18 protein-coding genes are annotated in these 17,581 nt (G+C 72.2%); 9 read left to right on the forward strand and 9 right to left on the reverse strand.

Annotated features, from left to right (window positions below):
* Positions 1 to 86: 86 nt before the first annotated feature.
* Together E4K62_RS13830 and gnd are read right to left on the reverse strand one after the other, a co-directional pair.
* Positions 87 to 590: a bifunctional nuclease family protein gene (locus E4K62_RS13830; RefSeq protein WP_135068386.1), complete on the reverse strand. Its 504-nt coding sequence runs from the start codon at positions 588 to 590 to the stop codon at positions 87 to 89.
* Positions 591 to 674: 84 nt separating this feature from the next.
* Entirely contained in the window at positions 675 to 1,736 is a 1,062-nt protein-coding gene (gnd, locus tag E4K62_RS13835) for a phosphogluconate dehydrogenase (NAD(+)-dependent, decarboxylating) (protein WP_135068388.1), read from the reverse strand.
* 202 nt (positions 1,737 to 1,938) lie between these two features.
* Between gnd and E4K62_RS13840 the strand changes: the two genes are divergently transcribed.
* Entirely contained in the window at positions 1,939 to 2,283 is a 345-nt protein-coding gene (locus E4K62_RS13840; RefSeq protein WP_135068390.1) for a cupin domain-containing protein, read from the forward strand.
* Here the strand turns inward: E4K62_RS13840 and E4K62_RS13845 are convergent.
* Genes E4K62_RS13845 through E4K62_RS13855 form a run of 3 tightly spaced genes read right to left on the reverse strand, consistent with a single transcriptional unit; the run spans position 2,264 to position 5,785 of the window.
* Positions 2,264 to 2,479, reverse strand: a complete 216-nt coding sequence (locus E4K62_RS13845) for an SCO4848 family membrane protein (RefSeq protein WP_135068392.1) — start codon at positions 2,477 to 2,479, stop codon at positions 2,264 to 2,266. The two genes, E4K62_RS13840 and E4K62_RS13845, sit on opposite strands and share 20 nt — an antisense overlap.
* A 25-nt stretch (positions 2,480 to 2,504) precedes the next feature.
* Positions 2,505 to 5,009 carry a DEAD/DEAH box helicase gene (locus E4K62_RS13850; RefSeq protein ID WP_135068394.1) on the reverse strand — a complete coding sequence of 835 codons (2,505 nt, stop codon included), beginning with the start codon at positions 5,007 to 5,009 and terminating at the stop codon, positions 2,505 to 2,507.
* 11 nt (positions 5,010 to 5,020) lie between these two features.
* Positions 5,021 to 5,785 carry a hypothetical protein gene (locus tag E4K62_RS13855; protein WP_135068396.1) on the reverse strand — a complete coding sequence of 255 codons (765 nt, stop codon included), beginning with the start codon at positions 5,783 to 5,785 and terminating at the stop codon, positions 5,021 to 5,023.
* Positions 5,786 to 5,880: 95 nt separating this feature from the next.
* Here E4K62_RS13855 and E4K62_RS13860 point away from each other — a divergent pair, with 95 nt between their 5' ends.
* Entirely contained in the window at positions 5,881 to 6,900 is a 1,020-nt protein-coding gene (locus E4K62_RS13860; protein WP_135068398.1) for a 1-phosphofructokinase family hexose kinase, read from the forward strand.
* Positions 6,897 to 7,640, forward strand: coding sequence for a 5'/3'-nucleotidase SurE (surE, locus tag E4K62_RS13865; RefSeq protein WP_135068400.1), 744 nt, complete (start codon positions 6,897 to 6,899; stop codon positions 7,638 to 7,640). The genes E4K62_RS13860 and surE overlap by 4 nt, the downstream gene beginning before the upstream one ends.
* 6 nt (positions 7,641 to 7,646) lie before the next feature.
* On the opposite strand, the gene E4K62_RS13870 is transcribed toward surE, so the two are convergent.
* Entirely contained in the window at positions 7,647 to 8,144 is a 498-nt protein-coding gene (locus E4K62_RS13870) for a MarR family winged helix-turn-helix transcriptional regulator (RefSeq protein WP_135068402.1), read from the reverse strand.
* 57 nt (positions 8,145 to 8,201) lie between these two features.
* Positions 8,202 to 8,438, reverse strand: a complete 237-nt coding sequence (locus E4K62_RS13875) for a hypothetical protein (RefSeq protein WP_135068404.1) — start codon at positions 8,436 to 8,438, stop codon at positions 8,202 to 8,204.
* Between the two features lie 182 nt (positions 8,439 to 8,620).
* Between E4K62_RS13875 and E4K62_RS13880 the strand changes: the two genes are divergently transcribed.
* Positions 8,621 to 9,220 (forward strand): flavodoxin family protein, encoded by a 600-nt coding sequence (locus E4K62_RS13880; protein ID WP_135068406.1) that lies wholly within the window; start codon positions 8,621 to 8,623, stop codon positions 9,218 to 9,220.
* Here E4K62_RS13880 and E4K62_RS13885 read toward each other — a convergent pair.
* Entirely contained in the window at positions 9,208 to 9,774 is a 567-nt protein-coding gene (locus E4K62_RS13885) for a PadR family transcriptional regulator (protein ID WP_135068408.1), read from the reverse strand. The genes E4K62_RS13880 and E4K62_RS13885 overlap by 13 nt on opposite strands.
* 69 nt (positions 9,775 to 9,843) lie before the next feature.
* On the opposite strand from E4K62_RS13885, the gene E4K62_RS13890 reads away from it, so the two are divergent.
* Positions 9,844 to 10,440 (forward strand): helix-turn-helix transcriptional regulator, encoded by a 597-nt coding sequence (locus E4K62_RS13890; RefSeq protein WP_135068410.1) that lies wholly within the window; start codon positions 9,844 to 9,846, stop codon positions 10,438 to 10,440.
* A 6-nt stretch (positions 10,441 to 10,446) separates the two neighbouring features.
* Here the strand turns inward: E4K62_RS13890 and moaA are convergent, their stop codons facing one another.
* The gene (gene moaA / locus E4K62_RS13895) at positions 10,447 to 11,478 is read right to left on the reverse strand and encodes a GTP 3',8-cyclase MoaA (RefSeq protein ID WP_135071387.1); all 1,032 of its coding nucleotides are present in this window, start codon (positions 11,476 to 11,478) and stop codon (positions 10,447 to 10,449) included.
* Between the two features lie 190 nt (positions 11,479 to 11,668).
* Here moaA and E4K62_RS13900 point away from each other — a divergent pair, with 190 nt between their 5' ends.
* From E4K62_RS13900 to cydC, 4 genes are read left to right on the forward strand one after another with little or no spacing between them, the layout of a single operon-like run.
* Positions 11,669 to 13,090, forward strand: a complete 1,422-nt coding sequence (locus tag E4K62_RS13900; protein ID WP_135068412.1) for a cytochrome ubiquinol oxidase subunit I — start codon at positions 11,669 to 11,671, stop codon at positions 13,088 to 13,090.
* 9 nt (positions 13,091 to 13,099) lie between these two features.
* The gene (gene cydB, locus E4K62_RS13905; protein ID WP_135068414.1) at positions 13,100 to 14,113 is read left to right on the forward strand and encodes a cytochrome d ubiquinol oxidase subunit II; all 1,014 of its coding nucleotides are present in this window, start codon (positions 13,100 to 13,102) and stop codon (positions 14,111 to 14,113) included.
* A 52-nt stretch (positions 14,114 to 14,165) separates the two neighbouring features.
* Positions 14,166 to 15,866 carry a thiol reductant ABC exporter subunit CydD gene (cydD, locus tag E4K62_RS13910; protein WP_135068416.1) on the forward strand — a complete coding sequence of 567 codons (1,701 nt, stop codon included), beginning with the start codon at positions 14,166 to 14,168 and terminating at the stop codon, positions 15,864 to 15,866.
* Entirely contained in the window at positions 15,863 to 17,542 is a 1,680-nt protein-coding gene (gene cydC / locus E4K62_RS13915) for a thiol reductant ABC exporter subunit CydC (RefSeq protein WP_135068418.1), read from the forward strand. The genes cydD and cydC overlap by 4 nt, the downstream gene beginning before the upstream one ends.
* The last annotated feature ends 39 nt before the right edge of the window (positions 17,543 to 17,581 follow it).

Here is a 17,581-nt window from a genome sequence, read left to right on the forward strand (position 1 = left end):
ACGAGGCGCCCCGCACACGCGTGCGGGGCGCCTCGTCGTCGCGCCGATTCCGCGTCGCGGACGACGGGGTGCGGCGCGCCCGTCCTTCAGCTGCCGAAGTCGTCGGGGTCGACCTCGTCGAGGAACCGGCGGAGTTCATCCACCTCTTCCTCCTCGTCGACCTGGTCGGGGAGGTCGGTCACCGCTTCAGGGACACCCGCCTCGGCGAAGACCGGATCGGCGACCCAGATCGGCGCGTCCGTGCGTGAGGCCAGGGCGATGGCGTCGGAGGGCCGCGCGTCGATCACGCGGAGCCCGTGCGGTGTCGCGAGCGACACCTCCGCGTAGAAGGTGCCGCCGTCCACACGGGTCACCTCGACGCGTTCGACCGTGCCCTCCAGTGCATCCAGCAGTCGCACCATGAGGTCGTGGGCGAGCGGGCGGGGCGGGACCACGCCCTCCACGGCGACGAGGATCGCGGTGGCTTCCTGGGCTCCGATCCACACCGGGAGGATGGTGCCCGTCAGGGCCGAGGGGCCCAGGGGCTTGAGCAGGATGACGTGCTGCTGGGCGGAGTCCAGCGCGACCCCCGCCACGCGTACGCGGACCATGCTGCCCTCCTTGCCGTGGGTGGGATGCCCCTCAGCCTAGGGCCGGTGGCCGCATCCGTCACCGGGACCCGGCCGCGGCGGCCGTCACGAGCCGGAGCTGTCGGCTTTCGCCCCGCCCGCTTCGAGCACATCGCCGGCGGGCAGCTCCTGGTGGCCGCCGAACTGCATGCGCATGGCCGAGAGCACCTGGTTGGCGAAGTGGTCCTCGCCGCGCGAGGCGAACCGCTCGAACAGCGACGCCGCCAGCACGGGCGCCGGCACACCCACGTCCACTGCCGCCTTGACCGTCCAGCGTCCCTCACCCGAGTCCGACACCCGGCCAGCGAGGCCCTCGAGCGTCGGATTGTCCTGCAGGGCGGCCGCGGCCAGATCCAGCAGCCACGAGGAGATCACCGAGCCCCGGCGCCACAGCTCGGTGACCTTGGGCGTGTCGATGTCGAACTGGTAGTACTCCGGCTCCTCCAGCGGGGCGATCTCGGCGGAGTGCGTGGTGTCACGCAGGCCGGCGTCGGCGTTGTGGAGGATGTTGAGCCCCTCCGCGATGGCGGCCATCACGCCGTACTCGATGCCGTTGTGGACCATCTTCACGAAGTGACCGGCCCCCGACGGACCGCAGTGCAGGTAGCCCTGTTCCTCGGGAGCGATCTCTCCCGTCCGCCCGGGCGTCCGCGGCAGGTCGCCGGTGCCGGGCGAGATGGTCTGCAGCACGGGCTCGATGTGGGCGAAGGCCTCGTCCGGACCGCCGACCATGAGGCAGAACCCGCGCTCGAGGCCGAACACCCCGCCGCTGGTGCCGACGTCGACGTAGTGGATGCCGCGATCCCTCAGAGCCGCGGCACGGCGGACGTCGTCGCGATAGTTGGAGTTGCCGCCGTCGATGATGATGTCGCCCGGTTCCAGGACCGCGGCGACCTCCTCCACGACCCCTCCGGTCAGCCCCGCCGGGATCATGAGCCAGACCGTGCGCGGCGTGGTCATCTTCGCCGCGAGATCGGCGAAGTCGCCCGCGCCCACGGCGCCCTCCCCCTCGAGGGTCGCCACCGCATCCGGATTGACGTCGTACACGATGCACTCGTGCCCGTCCCGCATCAGGCGGCGCACGATGTTCGCGCCCATCCGTCCCAGTCCCACCATGGCCAGCTGCATATCGTGCTCCTCCGACGCTCGCGCGGAGCCGGTCGGGCTCCTGCCGCGAGTCTAGGCACCCCCGAGGGCACCGGGACGGATGAGGCGGCGCCGCGGGAGCAGCACCGCCGCGACTCCCGTGCAGGCCACCTCCTCCCAGGTGGACGTGGCTGCCGCCGCGTGAGACGGGCACGATGGCGATACCGCCGCCGGAAGGAACGTCATGCGATCGTGGTATCCCCCGGCCGCGACGGCGAGCGCCGCGGTCTACGACGAACTGCTGCGCGCGCCGTCGATGAGCGTCGGCTCCTACGTCATCCCCGCCGGGACCGCCGATCCCCAGCAGCCCCACACCGAGGACGAGGTGTACATCGTCCTGGCCGGGAGCGCGCGTCTGGAGGCGCCGGGCGGGAGCGCCGCAGCGGTGCCGGGGGCCGTGCTGTTCGTCCCGGCCGGGGAGGAGCATCGCTTCGTCGAGATCGCGGACGACCTGCACGTGATCGTCGTCTTCAGTCCCGCCGAGCACACGGGCGCGACGCCCGCGGCGGTCAGTCCACCAGCGCGATGACGCCCGCGATCGCCGACACCAGCGCCAGGACGAGGGCGAGAGCGATGAGGACGGCGTGCACGATCAGGAATCGCGTGGGCTTGCCGGCCGCATCCCGCGCCCGCGGGTCCTTGGCGACGCGCCCGTAGAACCGCGGCCAGACCAGCACGTTGAAGGCGGCGTTGACCAGCAGCAGGATGGCGAGGGCGGTGTCCACCCTTCGAGCCTAAGCGCCGCGCCGCTCAGAGGCGGACCACCTCGGTGACGTGGACGACGGCCGTCCCCGACTCCTCGGACGCCGGCAGGTCGACGACGGCGCGGATGCGCCAATCGTGGTCGCCGGCGGGGTCGTCGATGGTCTGCTCGACGCGCCACACTCCCTCGGCGGCGCCGGACTCGTCCACCGTCACGAGCGCCGCCGATCGCGCGGGCCCGCCGGTGAGGATCTCGTCGTGCTCGGCGTAGTACGCATCCAGCGCCTCCGACCAGTCGGCGTCGGGGTCGAGCTCGGTGAGATCGTCGTCGCGCTGCAGGGCGGCGAGCTGGATGCGGCGGAACATCTCGTTGCGCACGAGCACGCTGAAGGCGCGGCGGTTGGTCAGGACCGACGGCGGTGCCGGCGGCACGATCGGCGCGTCCGGGTCATCGGGCGGGGCGATGAGCGACGCCCACTCGTCCACGAGACTCGAGTCCACCTGCCGGACCAGCTCCCCGAGCCATTCGATGAGGTCGGTCAGGTCGGGCGTCTGCGCTTCGACGGGGACCGTCTGGCGGATGGCTCGGTACGCGTCGCTGAGGTAGCGCAGCACCAGCCCCTCGCTGCGGGCCAGGGAATACACCGAGACGAACTCCCCGAACGACAGCGCGCGCTCGAACATGTCGCGCACGACCGACTTCGGGGACAGCGCGAAGTCGCGGATCCACGGCTGGCTGGACGCGAACACCTCGTACGACTGGGCGAGCAGGTCGGCCAGGGGCCGAGGGTAGGTGATCTCCTCGAGGGCGTCCATGCGCTGGTCGTAGTCCAGTCCCTCGCGCTTCATCGCGGCGACCGCCTCCCCGCGGGCGAGGTACTCCTGCTGCGACAGCACCGGGCGCGGGTCATCGAGCGTCGCCTCGATCACGCTGACGACGTCGAGCGCATAGTGGCCGGTGCCCGCCGCACCCTGAGCGTCGTCGGGATCGAGCAGCTCGATGGCGGCGAGCGCGAACGGCGACAGCGGCTGGTTGAGGGCGAAGTTGGGCTGCAGGTCGACGGTGAGGCGGATCCTCCCGTCGGCCACCTCGACCACGTCGGCGGCCCGCAGCGTGCGGAAGATCGCCAGCGCGCGCCGGGCGAGCTCGAGCTGCCGGGCACGGGGCTCGTGGTTGTCGAAGACGAGGGAGCGGACGTTGCCGAACACGTCGCCGCCGCGGGCGATGACGTTGATGAGAATGGCCGCGGTGATCTGCAGATGCGGCTGCAGCGGCTCGGGTTCGGCGCCGACGAGGCGCTCGAACGTGGATTCGCTCCAGTTCACGAACCCCTGCGGCGGCTTCTTGCGGACGATCTTGCGCAGCTTCTTCGGGTCGTCCCCGGCCTTGGCGACCGCCGTGGCGTTGTCGATCTCGTGCTCGGGAGCCAGCACCACGACGGTGCCGGCGGTGTCGAATCCCGCGCGCCCGGCCCGACCGGCGATCTGGTGGAATTCGCGCGCGGACAGATGCCGCATCCGCTGCCCGTCGTATTTGGAGAGGGCCGTCAGCAGGACGGTGCGGATGGGGACGTTGATGCCGACCCCGAGGGTGTCGGTGCCGCAGATGACGCGGAGCAGGCCGCGCTGGGCGAGCGTCTCGACCAGCCGACGGTAGCGGGGCAGCATCCCGGCGTGATGCACGCCGATGCCCGACCGCACGAGGCGCGACAGCGTACGGCCGAACCCGGTCGTGAAGCGGAACCCCCCGATCGCCTCGGCGATCTCGTCGCGCTGCTCGCGCGCGATCACGCGGATGCTGGAGAGGGCCTGCGCCTGCTCCATCGCGGCGGCCTGGGAGAAGTGCACGATGTACACCGGCGCCTGGCGCGTGTCCAGAAGCTCCTGCACGGTCTCGTGCGCGGGGGTGCGGGCGTAGGAGAAGTGCAGCGGCACGGGCCGTTCGACGCCGGTGACGCGCGCGGTCGGCCTGCCGGTGCGGCGCTCCAGATCGTCGGCGATCGCGGTGACGTCGCCGAGGGTCGCCGACATCAGCAGGAACTGCGCGCGCGGCAGGAGCAGCAGGGGCACCTGCCACGCCCAGCCGCGGTCGGCGTCGCCGTAGTAGTGGAACTCGTCCATCACGACCTGGTCGACGGCGGCGTCCGGCCCCTGGCGCAGGGCGAGGTTGGCGAGGATCTCCGCCGTGCAGCAGATGATCGGGGCGTCGGGGTTGACCGAGGAGTCGCCGGTGACCATCCCGACGTTCTCCGCGCCGAAGATTTCGGCGAGGGCAAAGAACTTCTCGCTGACGAGCGCCTTGATGGGCGCGGTGTAGTACGTGCGTCCGCCCCGGGCGAGGCTCGCCGCGTGCGCGGCGACGGCGACGAGCGACTTGCCGGTGCCGGTGGGGGTGGACAGGATGACGTTCGCGCCGGAGACGAGCTCGATGACCGCCTCGTCCTGAGCCGGGTACAGCGTCAGGCCGCGCTCACCGGCCCACTCCACGAAGCCGGTGTACACGGCGTCGTCGTCGGCGCCGCGGGGGACGAGGTCGAGCAGAGTCGGGGGCACACTCCACCCTCTCACTCCGTGGCTTCGGCGAAGACCCCCACCCGCTCCCCGTCGAAGACGAACTGCAGCGCCGTGCCGACGGGGAAGCGGTCCCGCAGACTCTCCGGCATCTGGCCGTCGACCGTCAGGGCGACGGCGGCGGGGAAGGGCCCCGCACCGCACCCCGAGTGCACCCACGTGAATCCGGTCTCGGGCTGCTTCGCCAGGTCCTCGGTCGGGATCAGCAGCAAGCACGCGCTGTCGCCGCCGGGCTGGTAAGCGCCCCGTGACGAGGCGATCGCGGTGACCCCGAGGAAGTCCGCGAAGCCCTGGGCATCGTCGGTCGGCGGGCCGAAGAGGCCCTCGGGCCACTCGAATCCCGGATCCGGCTGCAGGGTCGTGACCTGGCTCGCGCCGGCACCGGCGTCACGGGAGACCAGTGGCATCGCCAGCGAGGTCGCGGCGGCACCCGCCGACAGCGCCGCGACCACCGAGACCGGCCACAGCACCGCCGCCCAGCGCGGCCGGGCGCGTCGCGCCGGCGGAGACGCGGGAGGTGCGGATGCGGTGGCTTCGGGGAAGAGCTCCGTCTCCGGCGCGGCCACCGCCTCCGCGGGGGCCACCCGTTCCACCTCCGTGTTCGCGGCGCGTGCCGGCGGGCCCGCGTCGCGCTGGCGCGCGGCGGCTTCGAGCTCTTCCAGGCGCGCCACGGCGACCGCATCGGCGTGGATGTCGGGCGACGGCCCGTAGGCGCGGGCACGCAGCGTCCGCAGTTCCTCCTCGTGTTCCCCCTGCATGAGACCCGCCCCCTTCGCCCGGTCTGCCAGAACCCCCGCATCGCCGGCGCGCAAGTCCCTCTGCCTGCCCGCCGCCTCGTCCTACCGTCGAGGATATGAGCGACGTGACCATCTTCGCCCCCTCCCCCCTCCTCACCGTCACGGTCGAGCAGGTCGAGGGCAGCGACGAGATCCACATCCACGCCGGCGGGCAGGGCGTGTGGCAGGCGCGGATGCTGCGCAGTCTGGGCATCGACGTGACGGTGTGCTGCGCACTGACCGGCGAGATCGGCTCCGTGCTGCGCGATCGCATCGCGCACGAGGGCGTGACCGTGTCCGCCGTCGAACGGGCCGGTCGCGGCGCGGCCTACGTCCACGACCGTCGTGGCGGCGAGCGCGAGGAGATCGCCGAGCAGGAGGGTGATCCCCTCAACCGGCACGACCTGGACGAGCTGTACAGCCTCACGCTGCGGGACGGCCTCGAGGCGGGGCTGGTGGTGCTCAGCGGCCCCGCCGGCGAGGGCACGCTTCCCGCCGATCTCTACCGGCGCCTGGCATCCGACCTTCGCCAGGCCGGAGCGCGTGTCGTGGTGGATCTGGCCGGGGAGCGTCTCGCCGCCGCGTTGGAGGGTGGCGTGGATGTGCTCAAGGTCAGCCACGAGGAGGTCATCGACGACGGGCTCGCGGAAGACGCATCCGTCGAGCGATTGCTTCCCGCCATGCACGAGCTGCGCTCGCGGGGCGCCGGTGCGGTCATCGTGACCCGCGCGAGCGACCCGCTGCTGTTCCTCGACGACGACGGCGCGCTCCAGGTGGCCTCACCGGATGTCGTGGCCGCAGACTCCCGCGGGGCGGGCGACTCGCTCACCGCCGGCGTCGTCGCGGGCCTGGCACGAGGGGAGAGTCTCCGCGACGCCCTGACCCTGGGGGCAGCCGCCGGCGCGCTCAACGCCACGCATCACGGGCTGGGCACCGGTGAGGGCGGCGCGATCGAGCGGCTGCGGGAGGCGGTGACCGTCGGAGAGATCCCCCGCGGTGCGCCCTCGGACACGCCCACCGCGGGCCGCGTCAGCCCCGACGGCCTGGCCGCCCTCGCCGAACCCCCGACCGACACCGACGAGAAGGATCCCGCATGACCCGCGTACTGATCACGAACGACGACGGCATCCACGCGCCGGGGCTCTCGGTGCTCGCGCGCGCCGCGGCGGCAGCGGGCCACGACGTGTTCGTCGCCGCACCCGCGCAGCAGTCCAGCGGATCCAGTGCGTCGATCATGGCCGAGGAGGACGACGGACGCATCGCGATCGAACGGCGGGAACTGGACGGACTCGAGGGCGTCGCGACGTACGCGGTGCACGGCGGACCCGGGCTCATCGCCCTCATCGCGGCGCGCGGTGCGTTCGGCGACCCGGCCGAGGTCGTGCTCTCCGGCGTCAACCACGGCGCCAACGTGGGGCGCGCCATCCTCCACTCCGGGACGGTCGGCGCCGCCCTCACCGGGGGCCTGCACGGCGCACGCGCGCTGGCGGTGTCGCTGGATGTCGGCATCCACCCGGAGGAGTACCACTGGTCCACCGCCGCCGAGGCGGCCGTGGGCTTCGTCCCCGAGCTGCTCGCCCGCCCGCGGGGAACCGTGGCGAACCTCAACGCGCCGAACAGCCGCGAGGCCCGCGGACTGGTGGAAGCGCACCTCGCTCCCTTCGGCATCGTGCAGACGACCCTGTCCGAGAGCGACGAGCACCACATCCGCCTCGCCGTGGAGGATCTGCCCAACACCCCCGAGCCCGGCAGCGACGCGGCGCTCCTGGCCGAGGGGTGGATCACGGTGACCGGGATCGAGCCGGTCACCCGCGTGCCGCTGGGCCTGGAGGGCTGAGGCGGGTCAGGCCGGATCGACGAGGCTTCTCAGGATGCGAGCGAGCGCAGCCTGATCGGCCCGGTCGAGGCCTCGCAGCGCCTCCGCCTCGCGGCGCACGAGCTCGGTCATCGCCGCATCCACGCGCCGCGCGCCTTCGGGAGTCAGGCGGACGAGGATGCTGCGGCGGTCGAGCTCGTTGGGACGCCGCTCGATGAGCCCGCGTGCAGTGAGCTTCTCCAGGCGGTTCGTCATCGCCGCGGAGCCGATCATCGTCGCCTCGATCAGCTGCGCGGGATTCATCTCGTGCGGCTCCTCGGCACGCCGCAGCGCCGCCAGCACGTCGAACTCCCAGGCCGACAGTCCCGCGCCGGCGAACGCCGCCGCGCGCAGGCGATTGAGGCGGTGCGACGCGCGCCGCAGCCGGGACATGACGTCGAGGGGGGTGAGGTCGACCTCCGGCAGGCGCCGCGACCACGCGTCGATCAGAAGATCCACCTCGTCATCGCGGTCGGAGGAAGTCATGATCCGACCGTAACGCACGCTCTCTCACCCCGAGGGTGCGTCGGGGTCTTCGTGACGTCAGGATGCGGGATGGCGCAGCGCGTCGACGGCGTCCGAGAAGCTGAGGGCCTGCCGCACCTCCACGGCACGGTCGTAGCGAGGGCCGGACAGCGCCACGTACACGTGGCCGACGACCTCGACGTAACCGGCCACGACGTCGTCCCACGCGATCTCGTAGAGGTCGAGGTCGACCCGCGTCCACGGCTGCGGGGCCGCCAGCGCCGTAGATTCGACGTGACGCGCCTCCATGACCATGACCGTGCTCCTCTCGCTCTGTCTAGAGTGCGCCCGGAAAAGAAAACCCGCGCGGGGCTTGACGAGTCGGGCCCCGCAGGCTAACTATCTCGGCGGCGAGAGATCCCGCCGCCGTGTCAATCCCCCGGTCGCCAGGCAGCCGACCCCGTAGCGTCGCAGCATCCAGCCAGGAAGGGGATCCCATGGTCCGCGCTCTCGCGCTCAACTGCACCCTCAAGCCCGCTCCCGCTCCCTCCAGCACGGAGAAGCTCCTCCGGGAGGTGGTCGCCGCCCTCGGCGACGCCGGCGTGGAGAGCGAGCTCGCCCGGGTCGTCGACTACGACGTCCGGCCGGGCGTGGAGAAGGACATGGGTGCGGGCGACCAGTGGCCGGCGCTGCGGGAGAAGGTGCTCGCCGCCGACATCCTCGTGCTGGGAACCCCCACGTGGATGGGGCACCACTCCTCGATCGCTGCCCGCGTCCTGGAGCGCCTGGACGCCGAGCTCAGCGAGACCGACGACCAGGGCCGCCCGATCCTCTTCGGCAAGGTCGCCGTCGTCGCCGTCGTGGGCAATGAGGACGGCGCGCACAAAATCACCGCAGACCTCTTCCAGGCCCTCAACGACGTCGGGTACACCATCCCTGCCCAGGGCGTGACGTACTGGAACGGCGAGGCGATGGGATCGACCGACTATCGCGAGCTGGAGACGACCCCCGAGAGCACTGCCGGCACGACGGCGACGGTCGCGGCGAACGCCGCGCATCTGGCGACCCTCCTGGCCGGGGCGAACTACCCCGCCTGAGTCGCGCCGCGCACGGGGCGGCCGCGCCGCGGCCGGTCGGAGGACAGCCCGAACGTGCGCCCCGACCCGGGCGCGGACACGAGGGGCGTGACGGCGTCCAGCCACGCGATCTCCGCCACGACGCGCGACCGCTCCGCTTCCCGCAGGATGGCGGCGGCGACCTCGAGCCCGTCGACGTCCGCGTCGATCGCCGACAGCCGCGCCTGCGCCGCGCGGCGTTCGGCCGCCACGACCGCCGCAGCATCCACGCCTGGCAGGGTCGCGGCGAGGGCGACCTTCAGCGCCTGCTCGTCGCGCCCGCTGGGGGTCTCGGCCTCGGTGAACCAGCGGTCGGTCTCTGCGCGTCCGGCCTCGGTGATCCCCCAGTAGGTGTGCCCCGCTTCGTCGGTGCCGCGGCGCTCGACGAGCCCGTCGCGCTCGAGCCGGTCCAGCGTCGTGTAGATCTGACCGACGTTGAGCACCGCGCCGGTGCGGCGGGCGTACTCCGCGCGCAGCTGATACCCGTAACACGCGTCCTGATCGAGGATCGCCAGCAGTCCGCGGCGCACCGACATGCGACCCCCTCCAATATCGAGTATGTGCCTACCGAGTATACGAAGGCGGCGACAGCGGATAATGGCGGGATGGGCAACGCCGGTTACAGCGCGATCTCCAGCGACTCGCGCGTGCGCATCCTCCACCTCCTGCTGGAGCGGCCCGAGCGCACCGTGAGCGAGCTGTGCGAGGCGACGGGGCTGCATGCCAACACCGTCCGCGAACACCTGCAGCGCCTCATGGACGGCGGGTACGTCGTGGCCGCCACGGAGCACCGCACGACCCGCGGCCGGCCCCGCGTGCTCTACACCGCGACAGGCGAGGATGCGGCCTCCAGCCCGGTGGCCCAGCGCAAGGCCCGGGAGGCCGCCATCCGAGGGGATCTCTTCCGCCGGTTGTGGCCGGCCACCTCCACGTTGGCCGAGGAGGCGGTGCACCAGCTGGACGCGCTGGTGGACGACCTGGAGGGCGCGGGATTCACCCCCGTCGTGGACGAGCAGGCGCTCACGATCGACCTCTCCCCCTGCCCTCAGGCCGCCGCCGGCGGGCGCGACGTACGGTGCACGGTGCACCTGGGACTCATGGACGGCGTGCTCACATCGGCGTGCGGACCGCTCCGCGCCCAGCGCATCCGGCCGTCCGAGCGGCCCGCCGACTGCGTCGTGCAGCTGGCCGTCATGGAGTGACCCGGATCAGCCACCGATCGCGTTCATTCCGCGCGGGGGCTGCAGGAATGCGGGGTCGTTGATCGCGTGACCGGGCAGCTTGCCGTGCACGCATGCCCGGAGGCGCTCGGCGATGCCTTCCGCCCGTGACGCAGTGGAGTCCGCGCGCAGGACCGGCAGCAGGTCGTACTCCGCGATCGAGAAGAGGCAGTTGCGCAGCTGGCCGTCGGCGGTCAGGCGCAGCCGGTCGCACGCGCCGCAGAAGGGCGCCGTGACCGACGCGATCACCCCGACGCGGTGCGGCCCGCCGTCCAGCAGCCACGTCTCGGCCGGCGCGCCGCCACGGCCGGGCACGGCCGTCAGCTCCCACCGTTCGGCGAGCGCCGCGAGGATCTCCTCTCGCGTGACCATCGTGGTGCGATCCCACGTGTGACCGGCATCCAGCGGCATCTGCTCGATGAAGCGCATCTGGGCGCCCACGTCCACGGCGTACTGGACGAGGTCGACGAGCTCGTCGTCGTTGACCCCGCGCATCGCGACGGCGTTGAGCTTGAGGGGCCGGAGAGGGGATGCGGCGGCCGCCGCGATGCCGGCGAGGACGTCGTCCAGCCGGTCGCGGCGTGTGAGAGCGGCGAAGCGATCCCGGCGCACCGTGTCGATGCTGATGTTCAGCCGCGCGAGGCCTGCGTCGACGAGGTCGGGCAGCAGCTCGGGGAGGCGGATGCCGTTCGTGGTCATCGCGACCTCGACCGGTCCGTCGGCGCCGCGGATCGTCGCGATCCGGCGCACCACATCGACGATGTCGGTGCGCAGGAGGGGCTCGCCTCCGGTGAGGCGGAAGGTGGTCACGCCGAGGGAGGCGGCGACCGTGGCGATCTCGACGATCTCGTCCACGGTGAGGATGCTCGTCTTGGCGAGCCACTCGTTGCCCTGCTCGGGCATGCAGTACGTGCACCGCAGCGAGCAGCGGTCGGTGAGGGAGATGCGCAGGTCGCGATGGATGCGGCCGTGCGTGTCGGCGAGCGCCCCGGTCTGGCCCTCGGGCGCGGCTCCGCGCATGCGCAGGATGACGGGTGTCGCACTCACCCCGCGGCCGCCGTTTCACGCATGTTCCGAGGCTACGGGTTATTCCCGGCCCGTGGCACTGGTGAGCGATTGTTCGATGGCGAGAGACTGGCCGCCAGGTGCGGACGAACGCATGTTAGCGTGTGGTCCGACCACACGCGCGGCCGGAAAATCGGAGGATCCCGTGGAGCTGCTCGACCCGCTACTTCTCGCCCGATGGCAGTTCGGGCTCACGACGCTCTACCACTACCTCTTCGTGCCGCTGACCCTCGGCCTGGCGCTGGTCACGGCGATCTTCCAGACCGTGTGGTACCGCACCGGCGACGTGAAGTGGCTGCACCTGACGCGCTTCTTCGGCAAGATCTTCCTGATCAACTTCGCCATGGGTGTGGTCACCGGCATCGTGCAGGAGTTCCAGTTCGGGATGAACTGGTCGTCCTACTCGCGCTTCGTCGGAGACGTCTTCGGCGCCCCCCTCGCGTTCGAGGGCCTGCTGGCCTTCTTCCTCGAGGCGACCTTCATCGGTCTGTGGATCTTCGGGTGGGACAAGCTCCCCCGGCTCGCGCACCTGGCGAGCATCTGGATGGCCGCGATCGGGGCCACTCTGTCGGCCTACTTCATCCTCGCCGCCAACGCCTTCATGCAGAACCCGGTCGGCTACGAGATGGCCGCCGACGGATCGCGGGCCGAGCTCGTGGACTTCTGGGCGCTGCTGACCAATCCGGTCGCCCTCGCCGCCTTCCCGCATACCATCACCTCGGCGTGGATGTTCGCCGCCGCCGTCCTCATCGCCGTGTCGGCGTGGCACCTGATGCGCCACCAGAACGTCGAGACCATGCGCACGTCGCTGCGCTTCGGCATGTGGTTCATGGTGATCTCCTTCGTGGGCGTGGCCATCTCCGGCGACCAGCTGAGCATCGTCATGACGGCGACGCAGCCGATGAAGATGGCCGCCGCCGAGGCGATGTACGACAGCGCGTGCGGGGCGGATGCATCCTTCTCGTTGTTCTCCATTGGGACGCCCGACGGCTCCGAGGAGATCTGGTCGCTGCGCGTGCCGTACCTGCTGTCACTGCTGTCCACGCACTCGCTGGACGGATGCGTCGAGGGCATCAACGACCTGCAGGCGCTGTACAACGAGCAGTTCGGCCCCGGCGACTACACGCCCATCATCTGGATCACCTACTGGTCGTTCCGCTGGATGATGGGACTGGGCGGAATCGCGGCGCTGCTGTCGGTGGCCGGTCTGTGGGTCACGCGCAAGAAGTCGACGTTCCAGATGAAGCCGTGGATGTGGCGCGTGTTCGTGTGGTCGGCGCCGCTGCCGCTGCTGGGGAGCCTCGTCGGCTGGGTCTTCACCGAGATGGGGCGTCAGCCGTGGATCGTGTTCAGTCTCATGCTGACCGAGGACGGCGTCTCCCCGAGCGTGCCGGGATGGAACGTGCTCGTCTCGCTCATCGCGTTCACCGCGATCTACGCCACCCTCGCCGTGGTGGAGCTGGGCCTCATCATCAAGTACGCGCAGAAGGGACCTGACCCGCTCCCCGATCCGGATGCGCCGGCGGAGCCCGACTCCGTCGAGAACACCCCGACGACCGTCTACTAGGAGCTCATCATGGACCTCGCCTACCTCTGGTTCTGGATCGTCGGGTTCCTGTTCGTCGGGTACTTCGTCCTGGACGGGTTCGACTTCGGCGTGGGGATGTCGCTGCCCTTCCTGGGCAAGGACGACATCTCGCGCCGCCAGATCATCAACACGATCGGCCCCGTGTGGGACCTCAACGAGACGTGGGTCATCGTCGCCGGGGCGTGCCTGTTCGCCGCGTTCCCCGAGTGGTACGCGACGCTGTTCAGCGGGTTCTACCTGCCGCTGCTGGTGATCCTGCTGGCCCTCATCGCCCGCGGCGTCTCGTTCGAGTACCGGCATCAGCGCGACTCGCTGCGGTGGAAGCGCAACTTCGACCGCATGATCATCGTCGGATCGGCCCTGCCGGCGTTCCTGTGGGGCGTCGCGGTGGCCAACATCGTCCAGGGCGTGCCCATCGACGCCGACTTCGAGTTCACCGGCACGGTGCTGACGCTGCTCAACCCCTATGGGCTGCTGGGCGGGCTCACGACGCTCCTGCTGTTCTTCGTGCACGGCGTGTACTTCGTCGCGCTGAAGACCGACGGGAAGGTCCACGCCGACGCGCGGCGCCTGGCCACCAAGGCGGGGGTGCTCGCGGTCGCCGTGGCGGCGGTGTTCGTGGCGTGGACGGTGTTCGCGCACTTCTCCCTCCCCGTGCTCGCCCTCGGTGCGGTCGCCGCGGTCCTGCTGATCTCCTCGGTCCTCGCGAACCTGCGCGACCGCGAGGGATGGGCGTTCGGGTTCGGCGCGGCCACCATCCTGACCGCCGTGCTGATGCTCTGGTTCGCACTCTTCCCCAACGTCATGCCCTCCTCCACCGACCCGGCCTTCAGCCTCACGATCGAGAACGCCTCGAGCACCGACTACACCCTCACGATCATGAGCTGGGCCGCGCTGATCTTCCTCCCGCTCGTGCTGGCCTACCAGGGGTGGACGTACTGGGTCTTCCGCAAGCGCGTCACCCGCGATCGCATCGAGAAGGCCGCGCAGCTCGCGCACTGACCCCGTGACCGACCGGTCCGTGCGCGAGCTGCGCGGTGAGAGGATCGAGGGGATGAGCGCCACCACCGGGACGCAGCGCCGGCGTGGTCCGGTCGACCCGCGGCTGCTCACCTATGCCCGGGCCTCCCGCGGTTTCCTCGCCGTGAGCGCGGCTCTCGTCCTGGCCCAGACCGGAGTGATCGTCGGCTTCGCGTGGACGCTCACCTCCGCCCTCGTGGGGGCGATCGAGGGGACGCCGGTGGCCGAGCTCCTGCCGCTGCTGGGCGCGGCGGCCGGCCTGGTGCTGGTGCGCGCCATCCTCGTCCTGGCCTCCGAGCGGGTGAGCGCGCGCGGCGGCGCGGCCGCGTCGCTGCAGCTGCGTCAGGCCCTCATCAACGCGGTCGGCCGCCTCGGCCCCGGCTGGCTCGGCTCCCGCAACGCCGCCGCGCTGGCCGTCACCGCCGGGCACGGACTGGAGGCGCTGGACGCCTACTTCGGCCGGTACCTGCCGCAGCTGGTCGCCACCGCACTCACGACCCCCCTCCTCATCGGCGCGATCGCACTGGCCGATCCGCTGTCCGGGCTCACGGTCATCCTGACCATCCCGCTCATCCCCCTCTTCATGGTGCTCATCGGCCTGGCCACGCGCGCCGTGCAGCGCCGTCAGTACGACACGCTGGGCCGCCTCGCCGCCCGGTTCGCCGACACCGTCGAAGGTCTCGGCACGCTCAAGGCCTTCGGTCGCGACCGCCGCGCTGCAGACGGGATCGAGGAGGTCACGCGCCGGTACAAGCGCGAGACGATGGCGGTGCTGCGGGTGTCGTTCCTCTCCGGCTTCGCGCTGGAGTTCCTCGCGTCCATCTCCGTCGCCATCGTCGCCGTGACGATCGGGTTCCGCCTGCTGGCGGGCGACATGGAGCTGCTGGTGGGTCTGTTCGTGCTGCTGCTGGCGCCCGAGGCGTACCTGCCGCTGCGACAGGTGGGCGTGCAGTTCCACGCCGCCTCCGAGGGCGTGGCCGCGACCGACGAGATCTTCGGGGTGCTCGACGCCGCCGCATCCGCCCCCGCTCCCGCGGCACGGCCTGCCGGCGGATCGCGGATCCGCACGCGCGGGCTCGCGGTGCGCCGAGGCGAGCGGATGCTGACACCGGTGGACCTCGCGATCGACCCGGGCCGCGTCACGTGGCTGCGCGGGGCCAGCGGCGCCGGCAAATCCAGCGTCGTCGCGGCGCTCCTGGGATTCACGCCGTACGAGGGCGAGATCCTCGTGGACGACGCGGTCCGCGCCGACGCGCGGGACTGCATCGCATGGGCCGGACAGCGGGCGGGCCTCGTCTCCGGCACGGTCGCCGCGAACGTCGGGCTCGGAGCGGACGACGTCGACGCCGCGCTCGTGCGCGCGTGCCTCGCCGACGCGCAGGCCGCCGACATCGACCCGGGCCTCCTCCTGGGTGCGGGCGGGTCGGGGCTGTCGGGCGGCCAGGCCCAGCGCGTCGCGGTCGCCCGTGCCCTGTACCGCCTGCGCTCGGGCGACGCCCGCGTCCTCGTCCTGGACGAGCCCTCCAGCGCCCTGGACGCCGGCACCGAGGCGGCGCTGTGGCGCAGCATCCGCGGTATCGCCGACGAGGGCGCCGGGGTGCTCCTGGTGTCGCACCGCGCCTCGGCCGCCTCGATCGCCGACGACGTCGTGACCCTTGCCGCTCCGCAGGACGCGGCGGGCGCGGGCATCGTGGCGGACGATCCCCGCGAGACCACCGACGGAGGCCGGTCGTGAACGGGCGGGTGCGCAGCATCCTGCGGGCCGCGCAGCCCTCGCCGCGCCGGTTCGCCCCGGCGGTGCTCGCCGGGGTGGGCACCGCCGTGAGCGCCATCGCACTGCTGGCAGCCAGCGCGTGGCTCATCGCGCGCGCCGCCGAGCAGCCGCTCGTGCTGTACCTGTCGGCGGCCGTCGTCGCGGTGCGGGCGTTCGCGCTGGGTCGCGGCGTGTTCCGCTACCTCGAGCGCCTCGCCGGCCACGACGCGGCCCTCGGCCGGCTCGCCACGGTGCGCGCGGGCCTCGTGCGCGACATCGTCCCCCTCTCCCCCGACGGCCTCGGCCGCGCGCGCCGCGGGGAGATGCTCTCCAGCCTCGTCGACGACGTCGAGGAGTTGCAGAACCTGCCGCTGCGCGTCGTCCAGCCCCTCGCCGTCGCCGTGCTTGTGTCGCTGGCGAGCGTCGTCTTCGTCGCGTTCGTGTCGTGGCCCGCGGCCCTCACGCTGCTGCTGTGCCTGGCCGTCGCGTTCGCCCTCGCCGTGGGCCTGGGCTGGGCAGCCGGTGCCCGCGCCGAGCGGGCGATCGCGCCCCTGCGCGCCGCCGTGGCCGACGACGTCTTCGACCTGCTCGTCTCCCTCGACGTCCTGACGGCCTTCGGTGGGCTCGACGCCGCGCGCGCCCGCGTGCGAACCGCCGACGAGCGCCTGCGGCGCGCGGTCGTCCGGCGCGGCGTCGCGCAGGGCGCCACCTCCGCCGCGGTGTCGCTGCTGGCCGGTCTCGCCTCGCTCCTCGCGCTCGTGGTGGCCGCCCCCGGGGTCGCCGACGGGACGCTGAGCGGGCCGGGCCTTGCCGTGGTCGTGCTGCTGCCGATGGCCGTGTTCGAAGTGTTCGGCCCCGTCCCCCTGGCGCTGGCGTCGTGGCGGCAGGTGCGCGGCGCGGCCGAGCGCATCGCCGAGACGGTGCCCGACCGCATCCCCGAGGGCCTCCCGCACGACGAGCCGGCGCCCACGGGTGCGGCGCCGGCCCTCGGCGACGGCCTCGTGCTGCGGGACGTCCGCGCGCACTGGCCCGCGCGCTCGGATGCCGACGCCGACGCCGGCCGGCTCGTCGACGTCTCGCTGCGGGTCGGCGCCGGCGAGCGCGTGCTCGTGACCGGCCCCAGCGGCGCGGGCAAGACGACCCTCGCGCACGTCCTCGTGCGCTTCCTCGACTACGCCGGGTCGTACACCGTGGGCGGCGTGGAGGCGCGCGAGCTCTCCGGCGACGACCTCCGACGCACCGTGGGGCTGTGCGAGCAGACGCCGTACCTCTTCGACGAGTCCGTGCGCCAGAACCTCCTGTTCGCCCGCGACACCGCGACCGACGCCGACCTCCTCGCGGTCCTGGAGCGCGTGGGGCTGGGGGCGTGGGTGGCCGAACGCGGCGGGCTGGACGCGCGCGTGGGCGACCGCGGCGCGCTCGTCTCCGGCGGCCAGGCGCAGCGCCTCGCCCTCGCGCGCGCCCTGCTGCGCGGTTTCCCCGTGCTCGTGCTGGACGAGCCGACCGCCGGCGTCGACCCCGCCGCATCCGACGCCCTGCTGCGCGACCTGCTCGGGGCGGTCCGTCCGGATCAGGCGGTCGTGCTCATCTCGCACATCGACGTGCCACCCGACCTCATCGACCGTTCCGTGCGTCTGGAGTCCGGCCGCCTGGCCTGACCCGCCCCCGCCGAAAGTGCATCACCTCGGCGAATCCGC

Origin of the sequence: Microbacterium wangchenii (assembly GCF_004564355.1) — a bacterium.
Lineage (GTDB): Bacteria > Actinomycetota > Actinomycetes > Actinomycetales > Microbacteriaceae > Microbacterium > Microbacterium wangchenii.

What these genes read in the sequence shown, in the direction of transcription:
- E4K62_RS13830 (WP_135068386.1), bottom strand. Translation starts at nt 590, where the DNA reads ATGGTCCGCGTACGCGTGGCGGGGGTCGCGCTGGACTCCGCCCAGCAG.
- gnd (WP_135068388.1), bottom strand. Translation starts at nt 1,736, where the DNA reads ATGCAGCTGGCCATGGTGGGACTGGGACGGATGGGCGCGAACATCGTG.
- E4K62_RS13840 (WP_135068390.1), top strand. Translation starts at nt 1,939, where the DNA reads ATGCGATCGTGGTATCCCCCGGCCGCGACGGCGAGCGCCGCGGTCTAC.
- E4K62_RS13855 (WP_135068396.1), bottom strand. Translation starts at nt 5,785, where the DNA reads ATGCAGGGGGAACACGAGGAGGAACTGCGGACGCTGCGTGCCCGCGCC.
- E4K62_RS13860 (WP_135068398.1), top strand. Translation starts at nt 5,881, where the DNA reads ATGAGCGACGTGACCATCTTCGCCCCCTCCCCCCTCCTCACCGTCACG.
- surE (WP_135068400.1), top strand. Translation starts at nt 6,897, where the DNA reads ATGACCCGCGTACTGATCACGAACGACGACGGCATCCACGCGCCGGGG.
- E4K62_RS13870 (WP_135068402.1), bottom strand. Translation starts at nt 8,144, where the DNA reads ATGACTTCCTCCGACCGCGATGACGAGGTGGATCTTCTGATCGACGCG.
- E4K62_RS13875 (WP_135068404.1), bottom strand. Translation starts at nt 8,438, where the DNA reads ATGGTCATGGAGGCGCGTCACGTCGAATCTACGGCGCTGGCGGCCCCG.
- E4K62_RS13880 (WP_135068406.1), top strand. Translation starts at nt 8,621, where the DNA reads ATGGTCCGCGCTCTCGCGCTCAACTGCACCCTCAAGCCCGCTCCCGCT.
- E4K62_RS13885 (WP_135068408.1), bottom strand. Translation starts at nt 9,774, where the DNA reads ATGTCGGTGCGCCGCGGACTGCTGGCGATCCTCGATCAGGACGCGTGT.
- E4K62_RS13890 (WP_135068410.1), top strand. Translation starts at nt 9,844, where the DNA reads ATGGGCAACGCCGGTTACAGCGCGATCTCCAGCGACTCGCGCGTGCGC.
- moaA (WP_135071387.1), bottom strand. Translation starts at nt 11,478, where the DNA reads ATGCGCGGAGCCGCGCCCGAGGGCCAGACCGGGGCGCTCGCCGACACG.
- cydB (WP_135068414.1), top strand. Translation starts at nt 13,100, where the DNA reads ATGGACCTCGCCTACCTCTGGTTCTGGATCGTCGGGTTCCTGTTCGTC.
- cydD (WP_135068416.1), top strand. Translation starts at nt 14,166, where the DNA reads ATGAGCGCCACCACCGGGACGCAGCGCCGGCGTGGTCCGGTCGACCCG.